General features: G+C 67.5%; 22 protein-coding genes. 5 read left to right on the plus strand and 17 right to left on the minus strand.

Features of this window, described 5'->3' with window-relative positions:
• Positions 1-27: 27 nt before the first annotated feature.
• The 5 genes from RZN05_RS05560 to RZN05_RS05580 form a co-directional block, all read right to left on the minus strand.
• Positions 28-1,356: a bifunctional folylpolyglutamate synthase/dihydrofolate synthase gene (locus tag RZN05_RS05560; protein WP_317225625.1), complete on the minus strand. Its 1,329-nt coding sequence runs from the start codon at positions 1,354-1,356 to the stop codon at positions 28-30.
• A 118-nt stretch (positions 1,357-1,474) separates the two neighbouring features.
• On the minus strand, positions 1,475-2,335 hold the full coding sequence (gene accD, locus RZN05_RS05565; protein WP_317225626.1) for an acetyl-CoA carboxylase, carboxyltransferase subunit beta: 861 nt from the start codon (positions 2,333-2,335) through the stop codon (positions 1,475-1,477).
• Positions 2,332-3,147, minus strand: coding sequence for a tryptophan synthase subunit alpha (gene trpA / locus RZN05_RS05570; protein ID WP_317225627.1), 816 nt, complete (start codon positions 3,145-3,147; stop codon positions 2,332-2,334). Before trpA ends, accD begins: the two co-directional genes overlap by 4 nt.
• The gene (gene trpB / locus RZN05_RS05575) at positions 3,148-4,389 is read right to left on the minus strand and encodes a tryptophan synthase subunit beta (RefSeq protein ID WP_317225628.1); all 1,242 of its coding nucleotides are present in this window, start codon (positions 4,387-4,389) and stop codon (positions 3,148-3,150) included.
• An 86-nt stretch (positions 4,390-4,475) separates the two neighbouring features.
• Positions 4,476-5,105: a phosphoribosylanthranilate isomerase gene (locus RZN05_RS05580; protein WP_317225629.1), complete on the minus strand. Its 630-nt coding sequence runs from the start codon at positions 5,103-5,105 to the stop codon at positions 4,476-4,478.
• A 59-nt stretch (positions 5,106-5,164) separates the two neighbouring features.
• Between RZN05_RS05580 and RZN05_RS05585 the strand changes: the two genes are divergently transcribed.
• Positions 5,165-5,689, plus strand: a complete 525-nt coding sequence (locus RZN05_RS05585; RefSeq protein WP_317225630.1) for an AAA family ATPase — start codon at positions 5,165-5,167, stop codon at positions 5,687-5,689.
• Here RZN05_RS05585 and RZN05_RS05590 read toward each other — a convergent pair.
• The 10 genes from RZN05_RS05590 to purM all read right to left on the minus strand — a co-directional run bounded on the left by RZN05_RS05590 (position 5,654) and on the right by purM (position 13,376).
• Entirely contained in the window at positions 5,654-6,163 is a 510-nt protein-coding gene (locus RZN05_RS05590; RefSeq protein WP_317225631.1) for a GNAT family N-acetyltransferase, read from the minus strand. The two genes, RZN05_RS05585 and RZN05_RS05590, sit on opposite strands and share 36 nt — an antisense overlap.
• Positions 6,164-6,204: 41 nt before the next feature.
• Positions 6,205-6,897 carry a lysozyme inhibitor LprI family protein gene (locus RZN05_RS05595; RefSeq protein WP_317225632.1) on the minus strand — a complete coding sequence of 231 codons (693 nt, stop codon included), beginning with the start codon at positions 6,895-6,897 and terminating at the stop codon, positions 6,205-6,207.
• A gap of 9 nt (positions 6,898-6,906) precedes the next feature.
• Positions 6,907-7,581 carry an orotidine-5'-phosphate decarboxylase gene (pyrF, locus tag RZN05_RS05600; RefSeq protein WP_317225633.1) on the minus strand — a complete coding sequence of 225 codons (675 nt, stop codon included), beginning with the start codon at positions 7,579-7,581 and terminating at the stop codon, positions 6,907-6,909.
• On the minus strand, positions 7,578-7,901 hold the full coding sequence (locus tag RZN05_RS05605; protein ID WP_317225634.1) for a LapA family protein: 324 nt from the start codon (positions 7,899-7,901) through the stop codon (positions 7,578-7,580). The genes pyrF and RZN05_RS05605 overlap by 4 nt, the downstream gene beginning before the upstream one ends.
• Before the next feature lie 92 nt (positions 7,902-7,993).
• Positions 7,994-10,282 (minus strand): patatin-like protein, encoded by a 2,289-nt coding sequence (locus RZN05_RS05610; protein WP_317225635.1) that lies wholly within the window; start codon positions 10,280-10,282, stop codon positions 7,994-7,996.
• Positions 10,282-10,977, minus strand: a complete 696-nt coding sequence (locus RZN05_RS05615) for an endonuclease/exonuclease/phosphatase family protein (protein ID WP_317225636.1) — start codon at positions 10,975-10,977, stop codon at positions 10,282-10,284. The genes RZN05_RS05610 and RZN05_RS05615 overlap by 1 nt, the downstream gene beginning before the upstream one ends.
• Before the next feature lie 42 nt (positions 10,978-11,019).
• Entirely contained in the window at positions 11,020-11,220 is a 201-nt protein-coding gene (locus RZN05_RS05620; RefSeq protein WP_317225637.1) for a hypothetical protein, read from the minus strand.
• Positions 11,221-11,298: 78 nt separating this feature from the next.
• Positions 11,299-11,691, minus strand: a complete 393-nt coding sequence (locus RZN05_RS05625; protein WP_317225638.1) for an MmcQ/YjbR family DNA-binding protein — start codon at positions 11,689-11,691, stop codon at positions 11,299-11,301.
• Positions 11,667-12,203 carry a phosphoribosylglycinamide formyltransferase gene (gene purN / locus RZN05_RS05630; protein ID WP_317227569.1) on the minus strand — a complete coding sequence of 179 codons (537 nt, stop codon included), beginning with the start codon at positions 12,201-12,203 and terminating at the stop codon, positions 11,667-11,669. Before purN ends, RZN05_RS05625 begins: the two co-directional genes overlap by 25 nt.
• 78 nt (positions 12,204-12,281) lie before the next feature.
• A complete protein-coding gene (purM, locus tag RZN05_RS05635; protein ID WP_317225639.1) occupies positions 12,282-13,376 on the minus strand; it encodes a phosphoribosylformylglycinamidine cyclo-ligase in 1,095 nt (364 codons plus the stop codon).
• Positions 13,377-13,597: 221 nt separating this feature from the next.
• Between purM and RZN05_RS05640 the strand changes: the two genes are divergently transcribed.
• The 4 genes from RZN05_RS05640 to RZN05_RS05655 are packed head-to-tail and all read left to right on the plus strand — an operon-like array spanning position 13,598 to position 19,164.
• Entirely contained in the window at positions 13,598-14,881 is a 1,284-nt protein-coding gene (locus RZN05_RS05640; RefSeq protein WP_317225640.1) for a heavy-metal-associated domain-containing protein, read from the plus strand.
• Positions 14,878-15,483: a P-loop NTPase family protein gene (locus tag RZN05_RS05645; protein ID WP_317225641.1), complete on the plus strand. Its 606-nt coding sequence runs from the start codon at positions 14,878-14,880 to the stop codon at positions 15,481-15,483. Before RZN05_RS05640 ends, RZN05_RS05645 begins: the two co-directional genes overlap by 4 nt.
• A 4-nt stretch (positions 15,484-15,487) precedes the next feature.
• On the plus strand, positions 15,488-17,671 hold the full coding sequence (locus RZN05_RS05650; RefSeq protein ID WP_394804784.1) for an RNA degradosome polyphosphate kinase: 2,184 nt from the start codon (positions 15,488-15,490) through the stop codon (positions 17,669-17,671).
• Positions 17,671-19,164, plus strand: a complete 1,494-nt coding sequence (locus RZN05_RS05655; protein ID WP_317225643.1) for a Ppx/GppA family phosphatase — start codon at positions 17,671-17,673, stop codon at positions 19,162-19,164. The genes RZN05_RS05650 and RZN05_RS05655 overlap by 1 nt, the downstream gene beginning before the upstream one ends.
• Here RZN05_RS05655 and RZN05_RS05660 read toward each other — a convergent pair.
• Both RZN05_RS05660 and rnd read right to left on the minus strand, forming a co-directional pair.
• Positions 19,161-19,448, minus strand: a complete 288-nt coding sequence (locus tag RZN05_RS05660) for an I78 family peptidase inhibitor (protein WP_317225644.1) — start codon at positions 19,446-19,448, stop codon at positions 19,161-19,163. The two genes, RZN05_RS05655 and RZN05_RS05660, sit on opposite strands and share 4 nt — an antisense overlap.
• On the minus strand, positions 19,445-20,620 hold the full coding sequence (gene rnd / locus RZN05_RS05665) for a ribonuclease D (RefSeq protein ID WP_317225645.1): 1,176 nt from the start codon (positions 20,618-20,620) through the stop codon (positions 19,445-19,447). Before rnd ends, RZN05_RS05660 begins: the two co-directional genes overlap by 4 nt.
• Positions 20,621-20,713: the final 93 nt, after the last annotated feature.

The following is a 20,713-nucleotide window of genomic DNA, read 5'->3' on the forward strand; positions in this document are numbered from 1 at the left end:
ATTGATAGTCAATCGCAATAAGGCGCATCAGTCGGGCAGTTCGTCGTTCGCCAGCAACACCATGCCGGCCAGATAAAGCGAGCCGAGGATAAGAACGACCGGCGGGGCACCGCGCGGATCGGATCGGCCGGCGATCATGCCCAGCGCGGTGCGCGTGTCCGACGCGGCACCGACGGTGGCGATGCCGCGCGCGGCGGCAAGTCGCGTGAGGGCGACGGGGGCGTGGTGCGGATGGCCGGGGATGGGCACCGCCGTCAGCGACGTGGCGAGCGGCGCAAAGCGGGCGATCATCGTCTCGGCGTCCTTGTTCTCGAGCATTCCGAGGACGAGGTGGAGCGGGCGGTTCGCGGCGATCGTCGCGGTTGCAGCGCTTACTGCTTCGGCGGCGTTGGCGTTGTGGCCACCGTCGAGCCAGAGGTCGGCGCCTTGGGGAAGCAGGCCGAGCAGCGGGCCGGCCGACAAGTGCTGCATCCGCGCGGGCCAATGGGCGGTGCGCGCCGCCGTGGCGAGCGCTTCGTCGGGAATGGCCAGGACGTGCTGGCGGCGGAGCATCGCGATCGCCAGCGCAAGGTTGCCGGGCTGATGCGGGCCGGCGAGCGCGGGTAGGGGTGTTGCGACCTCGCCCGCGCCGTCGCGGTAGTGGAGTTCGCCCTCGGCCACGGCATAGTCCCAGGCCGACCCTTGCGCGAATACCGGCGCAGCGACGGTCTGGACGAAGCGGCCGACGACATCGGCGATCTCGGGCGGATAGGCCATCGTCACCAGCGGCACGCCGGGCTTGGCGATCCCGGCCTTTTCCGCGGCGATCTGCGGGAGGGTGTCGCCGAGGAAGCTCTGGTGGTCGATGCCGAGCTGGGCGATTGCCGTGGCGATGGGATCGGGCAGGACGTTGGTCGCGTCGAGCCGGCCGCCGAGCCCGACTTCGATGATGCAGGCGTCGGCAGGCACGCGGGCGAAGGCGAGAAACGCGGCGGCGGTAGTAATTTCGAAGAAGCTCGCGCCGATATCGCCACCGACATCCAGGACTTCGCCGAGCAACTGGGCAAGCTGGTCGTCGGCGATCAGCGTGCCGGCGAGGCGGATGCGCTCGTTGAAGCGCACGAGGTGCGGGCTCGAATAGACGTGGGTGGTGAGGCCCGCAGCCTCGATCGCGGCGCGGAGGAAGGCGCAGGTCGAGCCCTTGCCGTTGGTGCCGGCGACGTGGAGCACCGGGGGCAGGCGGAGGTGGGGATCGCCGAGGCGCGCCAGCAGCCGGGTGATGCGTTCGAGGCCGAGGATGTCGGCCCCGGGGGAGAGCGCGCCGAGACGGTCGAGCTGGCGCTGGACGGCGGGGTCGGCGGAGGTGGCGAAGTCCACTAGCCCCTCCCCATTAACGGAGAGGTCGGAGTAAGGCAGTGCCTCAGGCTCAAGTCTTGGTGAGACGGACAGGCCCCACTCCCAACCCCTCCCCTGAAGGGAAGGGGCTTGAGAAGAGTCACGCCGCCTCTTTCGCGTTGCAGAGCAGGCCGATCAGGCGGCCGAGCACGTCGCGCAGGTCCTTGCGATGCTCGACCATGTCGACCAGGCCGTGGTCGCGATAATATTCCGAGGTCTGGAAATCGTCGGGCAGCTTCTCGCGGATCGTGTTCTCGATCACGCGGCGACCGGTGAAGGCCAGCGTGGCGCGCGGCTCGGCGATCTGGACGTCGCCGAGCATCGCATAAGCGGCCATCACCCCGCCCGAGGTGGGATCGGTAAGCACGACGATATAGGGCAGGCCGGCGTCGTGGAGCATCTCGATCGCGACGGTGGTGCGCGGCATCTGCATCAGGCTGAGGATACCTTCCTGCATGCGCGCGCCGCCCGAGGCGGTGAACACGATGTACGGCGCGCGCGCGCCGATCGCGGCCTCGACCCCGGCGATGAACGCCTCGCCGACCGCCTGACCCATCGATCCGCCCATGAAGGCGAAGTCCTGGACGCCGATCACAGCCTTCTGGCCGTGGATCGTGCCCGAAGCGTTGAGGAACGCGTCGGGCTCGCCGGTTGCGGCGCGCGCGGCCTTCAGGCGGGCGGGATAGGGCTTCTGGTCGCGGAACTTCAAGGGATCCTCGGCGACCTTGGGGCTGGCGATCACGGTATAGCTGTTCTTGTCGAACAGATACTCGAAGCGCCGCGCCGGGCCGATGCGCTCATGATGGTCGCAGGTCGGGCAGACGTAGAGATTGTCCTCCAGCTCCTTGGTGAATACCATCGTCCCGCAGCCCTTGCACTTGTGCCAGAGATTGTCGGGGGTGTCGGTCGCCTTGGTGGTGACATAGGCGAGGGCGTTGCGGACGCGGCTGATCCAGCTCATGCGACTTCCTTGCGGGCGGCTTCCAGCGCCGCGGATAGGGATTGGATATAGGCGCGGACGGCCGCGGGCGCTTGCGTGCCGTGCTTGCCGACCAGATCGACGATCCCCGAGCCGACGACGACGCCATCGGCGACGCGGCCGATCGCCGCCGCCTGCTCAGGGGTGCGGACGCCGAAGCCGACCGCGACGGGAACGCTGGTTGCAGCCTTGAGCTTGCCCACGGCCTCCTCGATCGACGCCTGCGCGGCTTGCTGGAGCCCCGTGATTCCGGCGACCGAGACGTAATAGACGAAGCCCGACGCGCCTTCGAGCACGGCGGGGAGGCGCGCGGCGTCGGTGGTGGGTGTGGCGAGGCGGATCGGGGCGATACCGTGATCGCGCAGCTCCGGCCCGAGTGCGTCGTCTTCCTCGGGTGGAATATCGACGCAGATCACCCCATCGACGCCGGCTGCCTGTGCGGCCTGCGCGAACCACAGGGCACCTCTGCGGACCATCGGGTTGGCATATCCCATCAGCACCAGCGGCACCTGCGGGTGGCGATCGCGAAAGGCGCGCGCGATGGCGAGCACGTCGGCGGTACGCGTGCCGGCGGCGAGGCTGCGGATGTTCGCGGCCTGGATTGCCGGGCCGTCCGCCATCGGATCGGTGAACGGCATGCCAAGCTCGATCACGTCGGCACCGCCCTCGACCAGCGCGTCGAGGATCGGGCCAGTCGCGGCGGGGGAGGGGTCACCGGCCGTGACGAAGGTCACCAGCGCAGCGCGGCCGCGATCGGAAGCGCGGGTAAACGCAGAAGTGAGACGGGCAGACACTTAAATCTCCACGCCGAGCGCTTCGGCGACAGTGAAAATGTCCTTGTCGCCACGGCCGCAAAGATTAGCGAGAATGATCTGATCCTGCCGCATTTCCCGTGCCTTGCGAGCTACGGCCGCAATTGCATGCGAAGGCTCGAGCGCGGGGATAATACCCTCCGTGCGGCACAGCAGCTGGAACGCATCGAGCGCTTCCTGATCGGTCGCGCTGTCATAATCGACCCGGCCGATGTCGCGCAGCCAGGCGTGCTCGGGGCCAATGCCGGGATAATCGAGCCCGGCCGATATCGAGTGGCCCTCGGTGATCTGGCCGTCCTCGTCCTGAAGCAAATAGGTCTTGTTGCCGTGGAGAATGCCGGGCGCCCCGCCGGCAAGGCTCGCGGCGTGTTCCTTGTCGAGGCCATGACCCGCCGCCTCGACGCCGAGCATGCGCACGTCGGAATCGTCGAGGAAGGGGTGGAACAGGCCGATCGCATTCGAACCTCCGCCGATCGCCGCGACCAGCAGGTCGGGCAGGCGACCGGTGCGCGCGAGCATCTGCTCGCGCGCTTCCCGGCCGATCACGCTCTGAAAGTCGCGGACGAGCTCGGGATAGGGGTGCGGGCCGGCGGCGGTGCCGATGATGTAAAAGGTGTCATGAACGTTGGCGACCCAGTCGCGCAGGCCCTCGTTCATTGCGTCCTTGAGCGTCGCGGCACCGGCAGTCACCGGGCGGACTTCCGCGCCGAGCAGCTTCATCCGGAAGACATTGGGTTGCTGCCGGACGACGTCGGTCGCGCCCATGTAGATCACGCAGGGGAGCCCGAACCGCGCGCACACCGTGGCGGTGGCGACGCCGTGCTGGCCGGCGCCTGTCTCGGCGATGATCCGCGTCTTGCCCATCCGGATCGCGAGCAGGATCTGGCCAATGCAATTGTTGATCTTATGCGCGCCGGTGTGGTTGAGCTCGTCGCGTTTGAACCAAACCTGCGCGCCCATTCCCTCGGGCGCGCTCGCGCGTAAGGCGTCGGTCAGCCGCTCGGCATAGTAAAGCGGACTTGGGCGACCGACATAATGCTCAAGCAGATCGTCGAACTCTGCCTGGAAGGCAGGGTCGGCCTTGGCGGCGCGATAGTGCGCCTCGAGGTCGAGGATCAGCGGCATCAGCGTCTCGGCGACGAAGCGGCCGCCGAACTGGCCGAAATGGCCGCGCTCGTCGGGGAGGTTGCGCAAGGAATTGGGCAGGGTGGCGGTGTCGGTCATGTCGGTCTCACAGGTTCGGAGGGCAGTCGCTGGCTAAGGGGCGAGCGATCAGCGCCATCGAAACGCGACACGGGGGGCGGACAACCTCAACATCGCGCCACCGCTTGGAGGAACGCGGCGATCTTGGCAACATCCTTGACGCCAGGGGCACTCTCGACGCCCGAGGAGACGTCGACCTGCGGGGCGCCGGTGACGCGGATCGCCTCGGCGACATTGTCGGGATCGAGGCCCCCCGAGAGCGCCCAGGGCAAAGGAGGACGGTGGCCCTGAAGCAAGGTCCAGTCGAAGCGCAGCCCCATGCCGCCGGGCAGGGCGGCGCCTTCCGGCGTCTTGGCGTCATAGAGGATGCGATCGGCGGCGGCCTGGAAACCGGCGGCGGCGCGGAGATCGGCGGCGGTCTTGACCGCTAACGCGACCCAGACCGGCACGCGGCGGCGGATCGCGGCGGCGCGATCGGGAGTGACCTTATGGAGCTGGACCGCGTCCAGCCCGGCGGCGAGCGCCGCGTCGAGCATGGCATCGTCGGGATCGACGAACACGCCGATCTTCTGGACATGCGCAGGTGCCCGCGTGGCGAGCGCGCGCGCCTGGTCAAAGCCGAGATTGCGCGGGCTCGGCGGGAAGAACACGAAGCCGACATGGCTGGCGCCGTGGCGAACGGCGGTATCGAGGGTTTCGAATGTGGTTAGGCCACAGATTTTTGCCTGGACGCGCATGGCACGCCCTTAGGTGCAATCGCGCGCGACGTCACCCGCCCGGGAGGCTAAGAAAATCTATGGCCGAACGCATTCTCGTCATCGGATCGCCGGGCAGCGGCAAATCGACGCTGGCGCGTGTGCTGGCCGAACAGACCGGCCTGCCGCTCTATCCTCTTGACCAACTCTATTGGCAGCCGGGCTGGGTGGAGACGCAGCGGCCCGAATTCGAGGCGCGCGTAGCGGCCATCACGGCGACGCCGCGCTGGATCATCGAGGGCAATTATTCGGGCACGCTCGCGACGCGACTGGCGCGGGCGGACAAAGTGGTGCTGCTCGATCTCTCGCCGTTTCGGTGCACCTGGCGGATCGTGCGGCGCTGGCTCGCGACGCGCGGAAGGGTTCGCGTCGATATGGCGCCCGGATGCCCCGAGCGGCTCGACCTGGCCTTCCTCTGGTATGTGCTGAGCTTCCGTTTGCGCGGGCTGCCGCGAGTCGAGGCCAGGCTGGCGGGGTTCGGGGGCGAGCTGGTCTGGCTCGGCACGCCGGCCGAAGTGCGGGGTTTCCTGTCAGGCGAGCTGCTTTACGAGGACGTCCATGAATAACGGCGGATCGAGCGCGATCGGGAAGTCGCGCTTCTCGCCCGAGACACGATACCCCCGGCGCTCGTAGAATTCGATCAGCTTCCGCCGGACGTCGATGACGGTCATTTCCATCGCGGCCGCGCCAAACGTGTCGCGCGCGAGTTGCTCGGCGGCAGTGACGAGCAGCTTGCCATAGCCGCCCGCCTGGAGCGTTGGATCGATGCAGAGCAGGCCCAGATACGCCAGGCCCTGTCCTCTGTCGCTCACCTGCACGCACCCGATCGTCGTGCCGTCGCGGAGCGCGACGAGCAGGCACTGCGTGGGATCGTCGACGATTGCAGTGAGTGTCGGGATGTCGGTGCGCGCGCCATCGATCAGATCTGCTTCGTGGGTCCAACCGCCGCGCGCGGTCTCGCCGCGATAGGCGCGCTCGATCACCGGATGGAGCGCGGGCAGGTCGTCGCGTGTAGCGATACGGATCGTGACCTCGGCCATTATGTGCGTGTCGGGCGGCGGCGGCGCGTTGGCAAGGGGGACTATTGGTTGCCAGCGACCCAGTTGTTCGCGGGCAGGAAGGCGTCGCCCAGCGCGTACTTGCCCTTGCAATGGCGCTTGCAGCCGGGCGAGGCGCTGGCGTCGATACGAGTGACATGCCCGGTGCGGTCGCGAGCGAGGACGAAGTCGATCCAGCATGCCCCCGCGCTCCAGCTCGCCTTGGCGGGAGAAACAAGCGTCGCGACGGCGCCGGCTTCGCCGTCGTTCGCCGGGAACTTGCACAGTTGCTCGCCTTCGCGGTCGCGCGCCAGCGCGAAGTCGAACTGGCTGGCGTCGATATGCGTGATCGTCAGCGTGGCGACATCGGCAGTCTTGTAGCTCGCTTCCCAGGTCTCTTCGGTGAAGGCGCGCAACGTGTCGCGCTGCCGGGTATAGTCGGCCTCGACGGTGGCGGGATCGCAGGTCATCGCGCAGCGCGTGCGGAGGATCTGCTGCCAGTCGCGCTGCTGGTTGCGGAAGCTCGCCCTGTCGAACAGTTGGGCGAGGTGGGTGCGGTACAGCGCGGCAACCTCACCATCGAGCTTTGCGAGTTTCGGGCTGGCGCAGATCGTCTTTTCGAGCGGGTGGCTCGCTTTGGTGCAGTCGAAGCTGGCGGATTGCAGCGGCGCCGCGGCGTGGAGGCCGAACAAGGCGAGGAGGAACGCGAACAGTCCGAAACCCGCAATCCGCACCATCGCTGCCTCCTATAGGGTTGCCTCTATCTCACGTGCCGCCTGGTCGGGATCTTCGGCCTGGGTGATCGGGCGGCCGACCACCAGGATCGATGCACCAGAATCGAGCGCAGCGCGCGGGGTGACAACGCGCTTCTGGTCGCCGATGCTGCCGTTGGCGGGGCGGACGCCGGGGACGACGAAGAAACCGTCCTGCCAGGCCTTCTTCGCCGCGGCGACTTCCTCGCCCGAGCAGACGATGCCATCGACCCCGGCAGACTGCGCCAGCTCTGCGAGACGGACGACCTGCTCGTGCGGATCGGGGCTGAGCCCGATCGAGCGCAGGTCGCTGGCATCGAGGCTGGTGAGCATCGTCACGGCGACGACCTTGGTGCCGAGAGGGGCCGCAGCCTTGGCGTCCTCGAGCATCGCGCGGCCGCCGGCGGCGTGAACGGTGAGGATCGCCGGCTCAAGCGGACGCAGCGACTGGATCGCCTTGGCGACGGTGTTGGGGATGTCGTGGAACTTCAAGTCGAGGAAGATCGGTAGCCCGATCTCTGCCATCTCGCGGACGCCGTGGCGGCCATTGGCCATGAAGAATTCGAGCCCGAGCTTGATCCCGCCGACATGGTTGCGGACGCGCTGGGCGATCGCCTTGGCGCGTTCGATGTCAGGCGTGTCGAGCGCGACGTAGATCGGCGCGCTCATGGCTGGCGCTCCGCCAGCAGGGGAAGGCCGGGTTCGGAAGAGCCGCCCGCAGGTTCGGTGGGGGCGACGGCGCGCAGGTCGGCGAGCGCGCGTTCGAGCCCGGCAAGCCGCTGGCGCGAACGCCATCGCAGGGTCTGGTATGCGACGAGGGCAGGGAGCAGCCCGAGCAGGAAGACGATGACGAGCAGCAGCGGCAGGCTGAAATCGGCGATGAGCCCGCCCCACAGGCGAATGCCGACGCGCTCGTCGCCATTGTAGATCACGAAGGCTGCGACGAGGCCGCCCAGCAACAGCCAGAACAGCACCTTCAGAAACCGCATGCCATTCCTTTCCTTGTGGCGACCGGGAGCAACTCTAGGCCGGGCGGGCGATGTTGCCAACTCTCCCGCTCTCAAGAGGAGCGGGAGATTCTTCAGCCGATCTCGTTTCGCAGCTCGGCAAAGAGGCCGGGAATGGCGGTCAGCCTTTGCTCTTCCTCGTCGAGGATCGCGTGGAAGGCGTGGCGCTTGATTGCGATGACGCGTTGCTCGGGAAGGCGATCGTCTAACGGCAGTGCCGAGAGGACGATGTCGATCAGCCGGTCGGCGCCGTGGAGACGGCCCCAGAGATAGTCGTTCTCGCGATAGGCGCGGCTGAAGAACGCACCGAAGCTGTTGAACTGGATCCCCTTGAGCGTCGCCGCGGCGCCGCCGGTGCGGATTGCGGTGGCATCGTCGGGGGAGATGCGATCGACGCGGATCGGATCGAACTCGTCCATGCCCTCGCCCTGAAGCAACGGAAGAGTGGCGATGTCGAAAAAGGGGAAGCCGAGATGCGCGAGCAGCATCGGGCGGCGGAGATCCTTCGATAGTGCGCTGAACCCGTCGGATAGGCGCGCGTCGGTGGCGTGGTCGAGCGCCTTCAATTGCATCCGGTCGGCGAGCAGGTCGAGGATCGGCCCGGCATCGTCGGTCATGTCACGCACCGCGCCACGCAGATCGGCGAAATTGTCCGAGCGCTTGAGCTCGAGATAGGCGGCAAGCGATTCGTAAATCGCCTCGCGCATCGGCAGCAGCTCGGCGTGCGAGCTGGGCAAGTCTATCTCGCTCAGCCGACGCGCGAGCAGCCGCAGGCGGCGGATGCGGAAGCCAAGGTCGTGCGCGCGGAGGAATTCGAGCGTCTGCGGGCTGGCGCCGTTTGAGAGCGTTGCGCCGAAGCGATCGCCGCCGCGGGCCTGGACCGCATGCGCTACGGCTTCGCGGATTTCGCGCAGCCTCTCGGGCGAATGGCTGTCGCCGATCGTGTAGAGCAGGCGACCGATACGATCGATCGTCCCGTCGACCTTGAGCAGGCCATAAGCGGTATGGCCGTAGCCCGCCTTGGCCGCGGCGGCGACCTGCGCGCGGCGGCGCCAGCTCGCGAGGCGCTTGGGCGTGGGATAATCGAGCCACAGGGTGTAGCCGAATAGCGCCTCGACCTGGATCTCCACTTCGGAGCGGATCTCGGTGAGAATTCCGAGCATCCGCTCGATCCGGTCCGATCGTGCCGAGATAGCCTCCAGATTGTCGCGGATCGGCTGCTCGCGCGGCAGTTCGGAAAGCGAGCCGATGATCGTCTCGAAGAACCCCGGCTGGCCCTGGGGCGAGCCGTAGAAATCGAAGCGGAAGTCCGGAAAGGGATCGATGAACACGAAGCGGCGATCGACCTGGCGGCGCGCGGGGCGCTCGCGCAATGCCTCGATAGCCGGGCGGAACGGGGCGTTGGCGAGCACCGACCCGTCGATCAGCACGGCATTCTCGGCGCGATTGTCGGTCCATTGATGCGGCAAGGCACGTTCGAGAAAGGCGTCGCGCCCCGGCCATTCGGCCTCGCGCTCGGCGAGCAGCGCATCCATCTCGCCGATCGTCGCGGGCGGGAAGGCGCCGGGGAAGCTTGAGGTCGCACGGGCGGCGAAAGCGAGCTCCGCCGCATCGGCGAGGGGCGCCTGCTCGTCGCCATGGTCGCTGAACGAGAAGACGAGGCGATGTTCGGTCTCGGTGACCTTGGGCGGTGAATTGAGCCGCAATTCCTCGGCGTGGCCGCGAAAATCGGTGACGGTGACGAACAGGTCGAGCGGCTGGCCGGGGGGAAGCAGGCGCCGGTAGCTGGGCCGCTGCGCCATCGCCGCGAAGGCGTCGAGCAGCGTGTTGAGCAGCCGCTTGCCGCCGAACGGGGGCTCGAACCAGCGCGAGCGGACGAAATGCTCGAGCTTGAGCCGGACCTCGTCGCGCGCGTGCGCCTCGACGGTCTCGTCGATCGTCTTGCTGCGATTGGCGACGATCCACGCGATCGGCGTCGCCCAGATCTTGGCGAAGCGGTGTGCGGGGGCCTGGCGCGGCTCGATGAGCGCTTCGACATCGGCGTGCTTCATCCACAGATCGGTGAGCGGATCCAGCGACTGACCGGTGGTGATCGCCTGGGCCAGGAAGATCGCGTTGATCCCGCCGGCGCTCGCCCCCGAGAGGATGTCGACCAGCACGCGCAGATTGATTCCCGAAGTCTCGCGGATCTCGTCGAGCAGCTGTCGATAGACGCCATTGCCGTCCTCGCCTTCACGCGCGGCACAACTCGCGCTGGCGAGCCGCCAGATCTCCTTGGTGATGCCGTGCATGTAGACGGCGAGGCTGATCCCGCCATAGCAGACGAGCGCGAGCCGCAGCTCCTTGTCGCGGATCTCGGACATCAGGCGGGGCTGACTTCGGCCCAGACGGGCAGATGGTCCGAAGCGGTTCGCGCGTTGAGGCTCTCATGCACCCCCGCTGCGCCGATCGCCAGGTCGCGGCTGGCCATGATTCGATCGAGCCGCGCCATCGGGCGGCGGGCGTGGAAGCTCTTGCCGGTATCGGCGAAATGGAAATGCTGGGCAAAGTCGCGCAGGCAGCCGCTGTGCGCGCTCCATTCGTTGAGGTCGCCCATCAGCACCGTCGGGTATTGTTGGGCGCTAGCGTTAAGGTGCGCGATGATCGCATGCGCCTGGCGGCGGCGCCACAGCCCCGAAAGGTCGAGATGCATGCCGACGACCCGGAGCACCTGGCCGCGGACGCGGACATCGGCCATCACTGCGCCGCGCGGCTCGAGCGCGGGCAAGTGGATCGCCTCGCAATCGAGAATCTGGGCGTCCTTCCGGACGAGCAGCGCGTTGCCGTGCCAGCCCATCGAGCGCGCACGCATCCCGAACGGGATCGGCTTCCAGTCGCCATGCTCGGCGAGCAGGTGGCCGGTCAGCACCGCCTCGCGCGTGCCGAAGCGGCGATCTGCCTCCTGCAGCGCGATGACGTCGGCGTTGACCTCGCACAGCACCTGGAGCGTCCGCTCCGGACGGCGCCGACGATCGGTTCCGATCGACTTGCGCATATTGTAGCTGGCGATCCTGATCATGTGTGCCCCTTATCGCGGGGCCGATGGGGGCTGGGCAAGGGGCTAGCGCGAATGCGCCCCTTCGGCGCGCTGGACCGCGGCCTCCGCGGCGGCGGCGATCAGGCTGCGGCCGGTGCCCTCCGCAGCTTCGGGGGTCATGGAAATGGCGACGCCGTCGGGGCCGTCGAGCAGCACCAGCCCTTGTTCTGCCGTCGCGACGCCCGGTTCGCTTTCGGGTCCCTGCGGGGCGATTTTTTCGCTCATCGATGCACTCTCCCGTGCGCGCCGTTGTGCGCGATGCGACCGTTCGGGAGAGAACTATGCAGCGCGGCGCCCGTTCCGTCAGCGGCCACCGGCTTCGAGCAGGCGGCGCGGGGCGGCAAGCTCCCAACTGCGCGCGATGCGATCGCCGACATGCGCCCAATCGGTGTCGTCATGGCCGACCGCGAGGCCGATCCAGCCCGCGCCGAGATAAGCGACGCGCGAATAGCTGTCCGGCGCGAGCGCGATCAGGTTCGGGCCCTCCTCGTCATCGGCGCATTTCACCGCGACGATCGTGCTGCCATCGCCGTGATGATCGTGGCGGAACTGCGCGAACTGCTTGCCCCCGACGAAGAAGGTCGGCTGGCCGTGACTGGGGCGCTCCTCGACTTCGGGAAGGCCGAGCGCGAGCGCGCGGACTTGCTCGAGGGCGGAATCTGGATCTTGGCTCAGCTTGGCGGATTCTTGGGACATAGGAACTCGGCAACTACCCTTGGGTAGAGCCGATGTTCCTCCTTCAGCACGCGTTCGGCAAGGCTTTCGGGGGTGTCGTCGGGCAGGATAGCGACTTCGGCCTGGCCGAGCACCTCGCCGGCGTCGAGTTCCTCGGTAACGATATGGACCGAAGCGCCGGCATGGCCGTCCCCGGCTTCGATGGCACGCGCGTGGGTATCTAGGCCCTTGTACTTGGGAAGCAGCGAGGGGTGAATGTTGACGATCCGGCCGCGCCAGCGAGCGACGAAGTCGTCGGAGAGAAGGCGCATATAGCCGGCGAGGGCGATCGCCTCGACCCCAGCCTGGCGCAGGGCTGCGTCGATTTTCGCCTCATAGTCGGGCTTCACCATGCCCTTGGGGGATTGGGCGAAGGTGGCGATGCCGTTGTCCTGCGCCCAGGCGAGGCCGGCAGCTTCGGGCTTGTCGCTGGCGACGAGCGCGACTTCGTAGGGACAGTCGGGTGCGCGCGACGCCTCGACCAGCGAGGCCATGTTCGAGCCGCGGCCGGAGATCAGGATGCCGAGCTTCTTGCGAGTCACGCTGCCCCCTCCCGCTTGCGGGAGGGGAGCCTAGCCGGCATGCGTCGCGCTCCAGTCGCTGCGCGCGCTCCAGGTCTCGGCGGGCCCGGAGACGGTGCAGCCGCGCGGGCCTTCCTCGACCGCGCCGATGCGGAATACCGTCTCGCCGGCTTCGGTAAGCTCGGCAGCAACTACTTCGGCATGCTCGGGGTCCACTGCCGCGACCATGCCGATCCCGCAATTGAAGGTCCGCGCCATCTCCTCGGGCTCGATATTGCCCTGTGCCTGGAGAAACGCCATTAGCCGCGGCAGCGGCCAGGCGCTCGCGTCGATGCGGGCATGGCAATTCTCGGGCAGCACGCGCGGGACATTTTCGAGCAGCCCACCGCCGGTGATGTGGGCGAGGCCGTGGATCGTGCCTTTCCGGAGCTGGGGCAGCAGGCTCGCGACATAGATGCGCGTCGGTGCCATCAGCGCGTCGAGCAGGATCACGTCCTGGTCGAACACCGCGGGGCGATCGAGCTTCCAGCCCTTGTCCGCGGCGAGGCGGCGGACGAGCGAGAAGCCGTTCGAGTGGATGCCGGTCGAGCCGAGGCCTAGCAGCACGTCGCCGGGGCGGATCGCGCTGCCGTCGAGCAATTGGTCGCGCTCGACCGCGCCGACGCAGAAGCCAGCAAGGTCGTAGTCGTTCTCGGCATACATGCCCGGCATCTCAGCGGTCTCGCCGCCGATCAGCGCGCAGCCGGCCTGGCGGCATCCGTCGGCGATCGAGGCGATGACGCGCTCGGCGGTCTCGGGGACCAGCTTGCCGCTGGCGTAATAGTCGAGGAAGAACAATGGCTCGGCGCCCTGGACGACGAGGTCGTTCGCGCACATCGCGACGAGGTCGATGCCGACGCCGTCATGCGCGTCGTGCTCGATCGCGAGCTTCAATTTGGTGCCGACGCCATCGTTCGCCGCGACCAGCAGGGGGTCCTTGAACCCCGCCGCCTTGGGGTCGAACACCCCGCCGAACCCGCCCAAGGCGGCGTCGGCGCCGGGGCGGCGGGTGGATTTGGCCAGCGGGCCGATGGCGCGCACCAACGCGTTGCCGGCCGCGATCGAGACGCCCGCCTGGGCGTAGGTATACCCTTTGTCTTCGCTCATGCGGAGCCGCTTAGCGGGGAGTTGCGGGAATCGGAACACCCGTTCGTGCTGTCGGGCAGAAGAAGGGCGAAGCATCGACAAGCTCTGTCCGAATGAGGATGGTAAAACACCTTGCTCGTTCGCTCTGAGCTTGTTGAATGGCCGTTCTTCTCCCGGCTCCGAGGCGAACGGCGCAATCGCTGCTTGGCTTCCCGCGCCCGCTTCGCCAAAAGGGCGGCCGCATGCAGTTGTCCCGGATTTCGCTCACCATCGGATTGGCCGGCGCGCTCGCACTTGCGGGCGCCAGCGTGGTCGTCGCGCAGGGGCCGGGCGGCGCCAGCGCGGTGCCGATCGACGCATCGGGGAGCTTCGAGGTTTCGGGCGTCCAGGTCGATGTCAGCGGCAAGACCGCGGAGATCGCGCGCCAGGGCGGGTGGCGGATCGCGCAGCGCAAGGGCTGGGAAATGCTGTCACAGCGGCTGACCGGCAAGAAGTCGAGCCTCGGCGATTCGGCGCTCGACGCGCTGGTCACCGGGATCGTCGTCGAGCGCGAGCAGATCGGCCCCAATCGCTATGTCGCCAAGCTCGGCGTGCTGTTCGATCGCGGCAGGGCGGGAGCGATCCTCGGCGTCTCGACTGCAGTGAGCCGCTCTGCGCCGATGCTGTTGGTCCCGCTGGAGTTTTCGGGCGGAGTCGGCCGCGTGTTCGAGCGCGAGACCGCCTGGTCGCGCGCGTGGAACCGCTTCCGCAGCGGTGGCAGCACGATCGACTATGTCCGGCTGCGCCCGACGGGCTCCGACGCGATGCTGGTCAATGCCGGGCAGACGCTGCGCCGCGGGCGCAACTGGTGGCGCACGGTGCTCGACCAATATGGTGCGTCCGACGTGCTCGTCGCCGAGGTGCAGCTTCGCCGCGAATATCCCGGCGGGCCGATCATCGGCATCTTCGCCGCCAATCACGGCCCCGACAAGCGCCCGATCACCAGCTTCGCGCTGCGGGTCGACAATGGCGAATCGCTCGATGCACTGCTCGATGCGGGCATCCAGCGGCTCGACCAGGCCTATCAGAAGGCGCTGGCGTCGGGGACCCTGCGACCCGATCCACTGCTCGCGGTGCGGCCGCCGGTGGCCAAGACTGCCGAACAGCTCGCTGCCGAGGCCGAAGCTGCCGCAGCCGCAGCAGCTGCCGCCGCGGTCACGCCGGAGGCGAGTGCAAGCGGCACGGCGAGTGCCACGTATACGGTGCAGGTCGAGACGCCCAACGTCGCCGCGCTCAATGCCTCCGAATCGGCGATTCGCGGTGTGCCCGGTATTCGCTCGGCTGCGACGACCAGTCTGGCGCTGGGCGGGATCTCGGTGATGCGCGTCGCGTTCGACGGGCCGCAGGCGAGCCTGCGCTCGGCGCTCGAGGCGCGCGGCTGGCAGGTGCAGGAAGGCGCCGGCGTGCTGCGCATCCGTCGTGGTGGCGGGAGCGCGCCTGCGGCGTCGCCCAGCCCGCAGAATACGGCGACCCCGGCGGCCAAATGAGCCAGTTGCGCCTTCCGCTCGGACTGCCCGAAGCAGGCGAGACGGAATTCCTGGTCGGCGAATCGAACGCGCGTGCCGTCCATCAACTCGAACATTGGGCGACCTGGCCGGTGATGAGTGCGCTGCTCGTCGGCCCGCGCAAATCGGGGCGCAGCCTGCTCGCGCGGATCTTCGCGTCGAAGAGCGGCGGGCGGATCTTCGACGATGCCGATCGTGCCAGGGAGACGGACGTCTTCCACGCCTGGAACCAGGCGCAGCAGGAGCGGCGGCCGCTGCTGATCGTGGCCGAAACGCCACCGCCGATCTGGGACGTCAAGCTGCCCGACTTGCGCTCGCGGCTTGCCGCTTCACCCTTGCTTGAGCTTGGACCACCGGACGACGCGCTCGTGCCTCAGTTGATCGAGCGTGCCTTTGAACGGCACCTGCTCCATGCCAAGCCCGATGTTGTTGCCTGGCTCGCCAAGCGCATCGAACGCAGCCATGTTGCGATACTGCGCGTTGCCGATGCACTGGAGTCGGAAACCGACAATCGCCTCTCGATCCCGGCGGTGCGCGAGGCGCTGGCGGCGAACGGTCTCATAACCGCAACGGACGAACCCTAGGGCCATGACCAAGCCAGCACGCAAGCGGGCCGAAGAGGGACCTAGAATGACGGATACGCCGAGCGAACCGGTGAAGCGCTATTTCAATCGCGAGTTGAGCTGGCTCGCCTTCAATCGCCGGGTGATGGAGGAGGCGTGCAACCGCGCGCATCCGCTGCTCGAACGGCTGCGCTTCCTGTCGATCTCGGGATCGAATTTCGATGAGTTCTTCATGGTCCGAGTCGCCGGGCTGATGGGGCAGCAGCTCCAGCAGGTCGAGGCGCGCTCGGCCGACGGGCGGACACCCGGGCAGCAGCTCGCGGCGATCTCCGAAGAGGCCGAGATCCTCGCCGACAGCCAGCAGAGCGTGTGGCACGACATTCGCGTCCAGCTCGTCGAGGTCGGCATCCACGTTCTCGAATCCGACGAGATCGAGGGCGAGACCGAAGCGTGGCTGGAGAAGCATTTCCGCGACCAGATCTTCCCGATCCTGACTCCGCAGGCGCTCGATCCAGCGCATCCGTTTCCGTTCATCCCCAACCAGGGGTCGAGCGTTATCTTCGACCTAGTCCGGCGATCGGACCGCGAGCCGATCCGCGAGCTCGTACTGCTGCCGACGACGATGCCGCGCTTCGTCCGCCTGCCTGGCGAGCCGGCGCGCTATGTTGCGGTCGAGACCCTGCTCAAGCGCTTCTCGCATTTGCTGTTCCCAGGCTACGACGTGCTGGGATCAGCGGCGTTCCGCGTGCTGCGCGACAGCGACCTCGAAATCGAGGAAGAAGCCGAAGACCTCGTCATGACCTTTCGCTCGGCGATCAAGCGCCGGCGGCGGGGACGCGTGATCCGCCTCGAAATGGAGGACGGTATCGCCCCCGAGCTGGAGGCGGTGCTCAAGGAGGAACTGGGCGGCAGCGAAGCGCTGCTGACCGAGACCGGCGGGTTCCTGGGCATCGGCGACCTCTCGGCGCTGGTCGACGAGGACCGTCCCGACCTCAAGTTCACGCCGTTCGTCGCGCGCTTTCCCGAGCGGATCCGCGAATATGGCGGCGATTGCTTCGCGGCGATCCGCGCCAAGGACATCATCGTCCACCACCCCTATGAGAGCTTCGACGTGGTGCTCTCGTTCCTCGGGCAGGCGGCGAGCGATCCCGACGTGGTGGCGATCAAGCAGACGCTCTATCGCGCCGGCAAGCAGCCGGCGGTGATCAATGCCCTCATTGCTGCTGCGGAAGCGGGCAAGTCGGTCACCGCGGTGGTCGAGCTCAAGGCCCGGTTCGACGAGGAGCAAAACCTCTATTGGGCGACCGCGCTCGAGCGCGCAGGCGTCCAGGTCGTCTATGGCTTCATCGACTGGAAGACCCACGCCAAGATCTCGATGGTGGTGCGGCGCGAGGGCAATGGCTTCCGCACCTATTGCCATTTCGGGACGGGAAATTACCACCCGATCACCGCGCGCATCTACACCGACCTGAGCTTCTTCACGGCCGATCCGCGGCTAGGGCGCGATGCGGCGCAATTGTTCAACTATGTCACCGGCTATGTCGAGCCCGAGTCGCTCAACCTGCTCAACATCAGCCCGCGCGACCTGCGCAACCAGCTCATCACGCTGATCGACGCCGAGATCGCGCATGCCCGCGCTGGAAGGCCTGGGGCTATCTGGGCCAAGATGAACTCGGTGGTCGATCCCACGGTGATCGAGAAGCTCTACGAGGCAAGCGGCGCCGGGGTGGAGATCGACCTCGTGATCCGCGGCATATGCTGCCTGCGGCCGGGCGTGCCGGGGCTGTCGGAGAATATCCGGGTCAAGTCGATCGTCGGGCGCTTCCTCGAGCATAGTCGCATCTGGGCGTTCGGCAGCGGCAAGGGGCTGCCGAGCGACGGCGCCAAACTGTTCATCTCCTCGGCCGACTGGATGCCGCGCAATTTCGATCGCCGCGTCGAATTCATGCTGCCGGTCCTCAACAAGACCGTGCACGATCAGGTGCTCGACCAGGTGATGGTCGCCAATCTGCTCGACGACGAGCAGAGCTGGCAGCTCCAGCCCGACGGCCGTTATGTCCGCGCCGAGCCGGGCGAGACGCCGTTCAACCTGCATCGCTATTTCATGACGAACCCCTCGCTCTCCGGGCGCGGCGCGGCGCTCGAAAAGCGCAAGCCGGTTCCCAAGCTGTCGCTCAAGCGGCGGCGAGCCCCGAAAAAGGAAAGTTGATGGCAACACTCCTCCGCAAAGCGGAGCAACAGGTTGCGCCCGCCAAGGCACGTCAGGCGATCATCGACATCGGTTCGAACTCGGTGCGCCTCGTCGTCTATGAAGGCGCAGCGCGGCTGCCGGCCGTGCTGTTCAACGAAAAGGTGATGGCCGGGCTCGGCCGGTCGCTGAGCGAAACCGGGGCGATCGACAAGAGCGGGCTCAAGCGCGCGCGCGGCGCGCTCTCGCGTTTTGCGTCCCTGGCGCGTGAAATGCAGGTAAGCGAATTGCGCACGGTGGCGACCGCGGCGGTGCGCGACGCCTCCAATGGCGGCGAATTGATCGCGGCGGCCGAGAAGCTGGGCCTGACCGTCGAGCTGCTCTCGGGAGTCGAGGAAGCGACGGCCTCGGGCCTGGGGGTGCTGTCGGGGATACCCGAGGCCGATGGCGTGGTCGGCGATCTCGGCGGCGGCAGCCTCGAGCTTGTGCGCGTGGTCGCGGGCACGGTGACCGACCGGGTGTCGTTTCCGCTTGGCGTGCTGCGGCTCGGGGCGATCCGCGCAGAGGGCAAAGGTGCGCTCGACCGGCGGGTGGCCAAGCTGATCGCCGAGTCGGGCTGGGCAGGGCGTGGCAAGGACTTGCCCTTCTATCTGGTCGGCGGATCGTGGCGTGCGCTGGCGCGGCTCGACATGCATCGGACCGGCTATCCGCTGCCGGTAGTCCACCAATATCCGATCGCTCTTGATCGTGTCGGGGCGCTGCAGCAGGTGCTCGCCGAGATTCCGCGGGCCGAACTCAAGGCAATCCCGGACATTTCGGGTGCGCGCATTCCGACGCTTGGCGATGCGACCGCGCTGCTGGCCAGCGTGCTCAAGCATCTCGGCAGCAGCGGCAGCCTCGTCTCCGCCTATGGGCTGCGCGAGGGGCTGCTCTACCAGCGGCTCAGCCCCGAGCAGCGCCGCGAAGACCCGCTGATCGCCGCCGCACGCGACGAGGGCGAGCGCTCGGGACGCTTTCCCGAGCATGGCGACGTCATCGACGCCTGGATCGCGCCGTTGTTCGACGACGCGCCCGAACTGGCCCGGCTGCGCCACGCGGCGTGCCTGCTCGCCGATGTCGGCTGGCGCGCCAACCCCGAATTCCGCGCCGAACGGGGCATGGAGATCGCGCTGCACGGCAATTGGGTGGCGATCGACGCGATCGGCCGCGCGGTGCTCGCACAGGCGCTCTACACTGCGCTGGGCGGCGGTCTCGGCACCCCGACGCAGCTCGAACAACTCGCCGACGAAGCATCACTGGCGCGGGCGCGGCTCTGGGGGCTTGCGATCCGGCTGGGCCAGCGGCTGAGCGGCGGAGTCGCCGCGCCGCTCAGGCGCTCGCACGTCGCGCTCGAGGATGGAACGCTTGCGTTGGCGCTCGAACCCGAGGACGAAGCCCTGTATGGCGAGGCGGTCGAGAAACGCCACAAGGCACTGGCCGCGGCGTTCGGCAAGGAGCCGGTATTGGAAGTTTAACCGCAACCGCTACGCGTGATCTTGCCGCTGGCATCGGTGTAGAGGTTTAGCCGGTCGACGCGGAAATCCATCGTCGCCGCCGAGTCGGGGGCAAGCCAGCGCACCGTTTTGGCACCCGACAGCTTGAGCGCCTCTGCCTCCACTGCGGCACTGCGCGTCTTTCCGACCAGCGTGCCCAGCTTGGCGGCATTGCACTCGACGCCCGGCACTTCGGCTCCGGGCGGCGGAGTCTGGGTGCAGCCGATCGTCGCAAGCGCGAGGGCGGGGAGGGCGAAGCGGATCATTCGGAAGGTTCCTCGGTTCGTGTCATCTTGAGCTTTCCGTTGCGCACGGTGAACCCAAGCTGACCCTCGACGAGCTGGAGCGCATCGCGGCCGAACTGCTCGAAGCGCCAGCCTTCAAGGATCGGGAGCCCCTCTCGCACGCCTGCGGCGAGCGATTCGAGATCGTCCGAGCGGGCGAGCAGGCGGGCGGCGACGTTGATTTCCTTGGCGCGGATCTTGAGCAGCAGCTTGAGCAGATCGGCGACAAGCGCGCCGTCCTTGCCGAGCGCAGGCTTGCGGTCGTCGCGCGCGGGGAGTTCGTCGCCCGACATCGGCTTGGCGCCTTCGAGCGCTGCCATCAACCGCCCGCCGATATCGTTGCCGCCCCAGGCCGGCGAGAGCCCGCGGACCTTGGCGAGATCGCCTTGTTTCCGCGGGGGATTGCCAGCGAGATCGGCGAGGGTCTCATCCTTTATGATGCGGCCGCGCGGCAGGTCCTTGCCCTGCGCCTCGATCTCGCGCCAGCGGGCGAGCGCCTTGAGGCGGCCGAGCACCTCGGGCTTCCGGCTCGAGATGCGGACGCGCTGCCACGAGAGATCGGGGTCGTTGTGATAATTCTCGGGATCGGCGAGCCGCTCCATTTCCTGGTCCAGCCAGGCGCCGCGGCCGGTCTTTTTGAGCTTCTCGAGCATCCGCGGGAAGATCTCGGAGAGGTAGGTGACGTCGCAGATGGCATAATCGATCTGGCGCTTGTCGAGCGGGCGGCGGCTCCAGTCGGTGAAGCGGGCGCCCTTGTCGACGGTGATGCCGAGATAGGTATCGACGAGGTTCGAATAGCCGATCTGCTCGCCCTGCCCGAGCGCCATCGCCGCGACCTGGGTGTCGAACAGTGGGTGCGGGGTCTTGCCGGTGAGGTTGTAGACGATCTCGATATCCTGACCGCCGGCATGGAAGACCTTCAGGACGTCTTCGTTGTTGACCAGCAGATCGAGCAGCGGCTGCATGTCGATACTGCCCATCGGATCGATCGCCGCGGCTTCCTCGTCGTCGGCGATCTGGATGAGGCAGAGCTCGGGCCAGTAGCTGTTTTCCCGCATGAACTCGGTGTCCACGCAGATGTACGGCTTGTTGGCAAAGCGGGCGCAGAGATTGGCGAGGGCGGCGCTGTCTTCGATCAGACCATGAATATGCATCGAGCGCCCATAGACCGGACTTCGGGTTGACAAAAGAGGGTGGGAGGGGAAAGCGCAGCCGATCCCGTTTCACTCACGTAAAAGTTGATGCCC

Source organism: Sphingomonas sp. HF-S4 (assembly GCF_032911445.1).
GTDB lineage: Bacteria > Pseudomonadota > Alphaproteobacteria > Sphingomonadales > Sphingomonadaceae > Sphingomonas > Sphingomonas agrestis.

Coding starts and splice junctions, on each gene's coding strand:
- accD (WP_317225626.1), bottom strand. CDS start 2,335: ATGAGCTGGATCAGCCGCGTCCGCAACGCCCTCGCCTATGTCACCACC.
- trpB (WP_317225628.1), bottom strand. CDS start 4,389: ATGACCGACACCGCCACCCTGCCCAATTCCTTGCGCAACCTCCCCGAC.
- RZN05_RS05580 (WP_317225629.1), bottom strand. CDS start 5,105: ATGCGCGTCCAGGCAAAAATCTGTGGCCTAACCACATTCGAAACCCTC.
- RZN05_RS05585 (WP_317225630.1), top strand. CDS start 5,165: ATGGCCGAACGCATTCTCGTCATCGGATCGCCGGGCAGCGGCAAATCG.
- RZN05_RS05590 (WP_317225631.1), bottom strand. CDS start 6,163: ATGGCCGAGGTCACGATCCGTATCGCTACACGCGACGACCTGCCCGCG.
- RZN05_RS05595 (WP_317225632.1), bottom strand. CDS start 6,897: ATGGTGCGGATTGCGGGTTTCGGACTGTTCGCGTTCCTCCTCGCCTTG.
- pyrF (WP_317225633.1), bottom strand. CDS start 7,581: ATGAGCGCGCCGATCTACGTCGCGCTCGACACGCCTGACATCGAACGC.
- RZN05_RS05605 (WP_317225634.1), bottom strand. CDS start 7,901: ATGCGGTTTCTGAAGGTGCTGTTCTGGCTGTTGCTGGGCGGCCTCGTC.
- RZN05_RS05610 (WP_317225635.1), bottom strand. CDS start 10,282: ATGTCCGAGATCCGCGACAAGGAGCTGCGGCTCGCGCTCGTCTGCTAT.
- RZN05_RS05615 (WP_317225636.1), bottom strand. CDS start 10,977: ATGATCAGGATCGCCAGCTACAATATGCGCAAGTCGATCGGAACCGAT.
- RZN05_RS05620 (WP_317225637.1), bottom strand. CDS start 11,220: ATGAGCGAAAAAATCGCCCCGCAGGGACCCGAAAGCGAACCGGGCGTC.
- RZN05_RS05625 (WP_317225638.1), bottom strand. CDS start 11,691: ATGTCCCAAGAATCCGCCAAGCTGAGCCAAGATCCAGATTCCGCCCTC.
- purN (WP_317227569.1), bottom strand. CDS start 12,203: ATGGCCTCGCTGGTCGAGGCGTCGCGCGCACCCGACTGTCCCTACGAA.
- purM (WP_317225639.1), bottom strand. CDS start 13,376: ATGAGCGAAGACAAAGGGTATACCTACGCCCAGGCGGGCGTCTCGATC.
- RZN05_RS05640 (WP_317225640.1), top strand. CDS start 13,598: ATGCAGTTGTCCCGGATTTCGCTCACCATCGGATTGGCCGGCGCGCTC.
- RZN05_RS05645 (WP_317225641.1), top strand. CDS start 14,878: ATGAGCCAGTTGCGCCTTCCGCTCGGACTGCCCGAAGCAGGCGAGACG.
- RZN05_RS05650 (WP_394804784.1), top strand. CDS start 15,488: ATGACCAAGCCAGCACGCAAGCGGGCCGAAGAGGGACCTAGAATGACG.
- RZN05_RS05655 (WP_317225643.1), top strand. CDS start 17,671: ATGGCAACACTCCTCCGCAAAGCGGAGCAACAGGTTGCGCCCGCCAAG.
- RZN05_RS05660 (WP_317225644.1), bottom strand. CDS start 19,448: ATGATCCGCTTCGCCCTCCCCGCCCTCGCGCTTGCGACGATCGGCTGC.
- rnd (WP_317225645.1), bottom strand. CDS start 20,620: ATGCATATTCATGGTCTGATCGAAGACAGCGCCGCCCTCGCCAATCTC.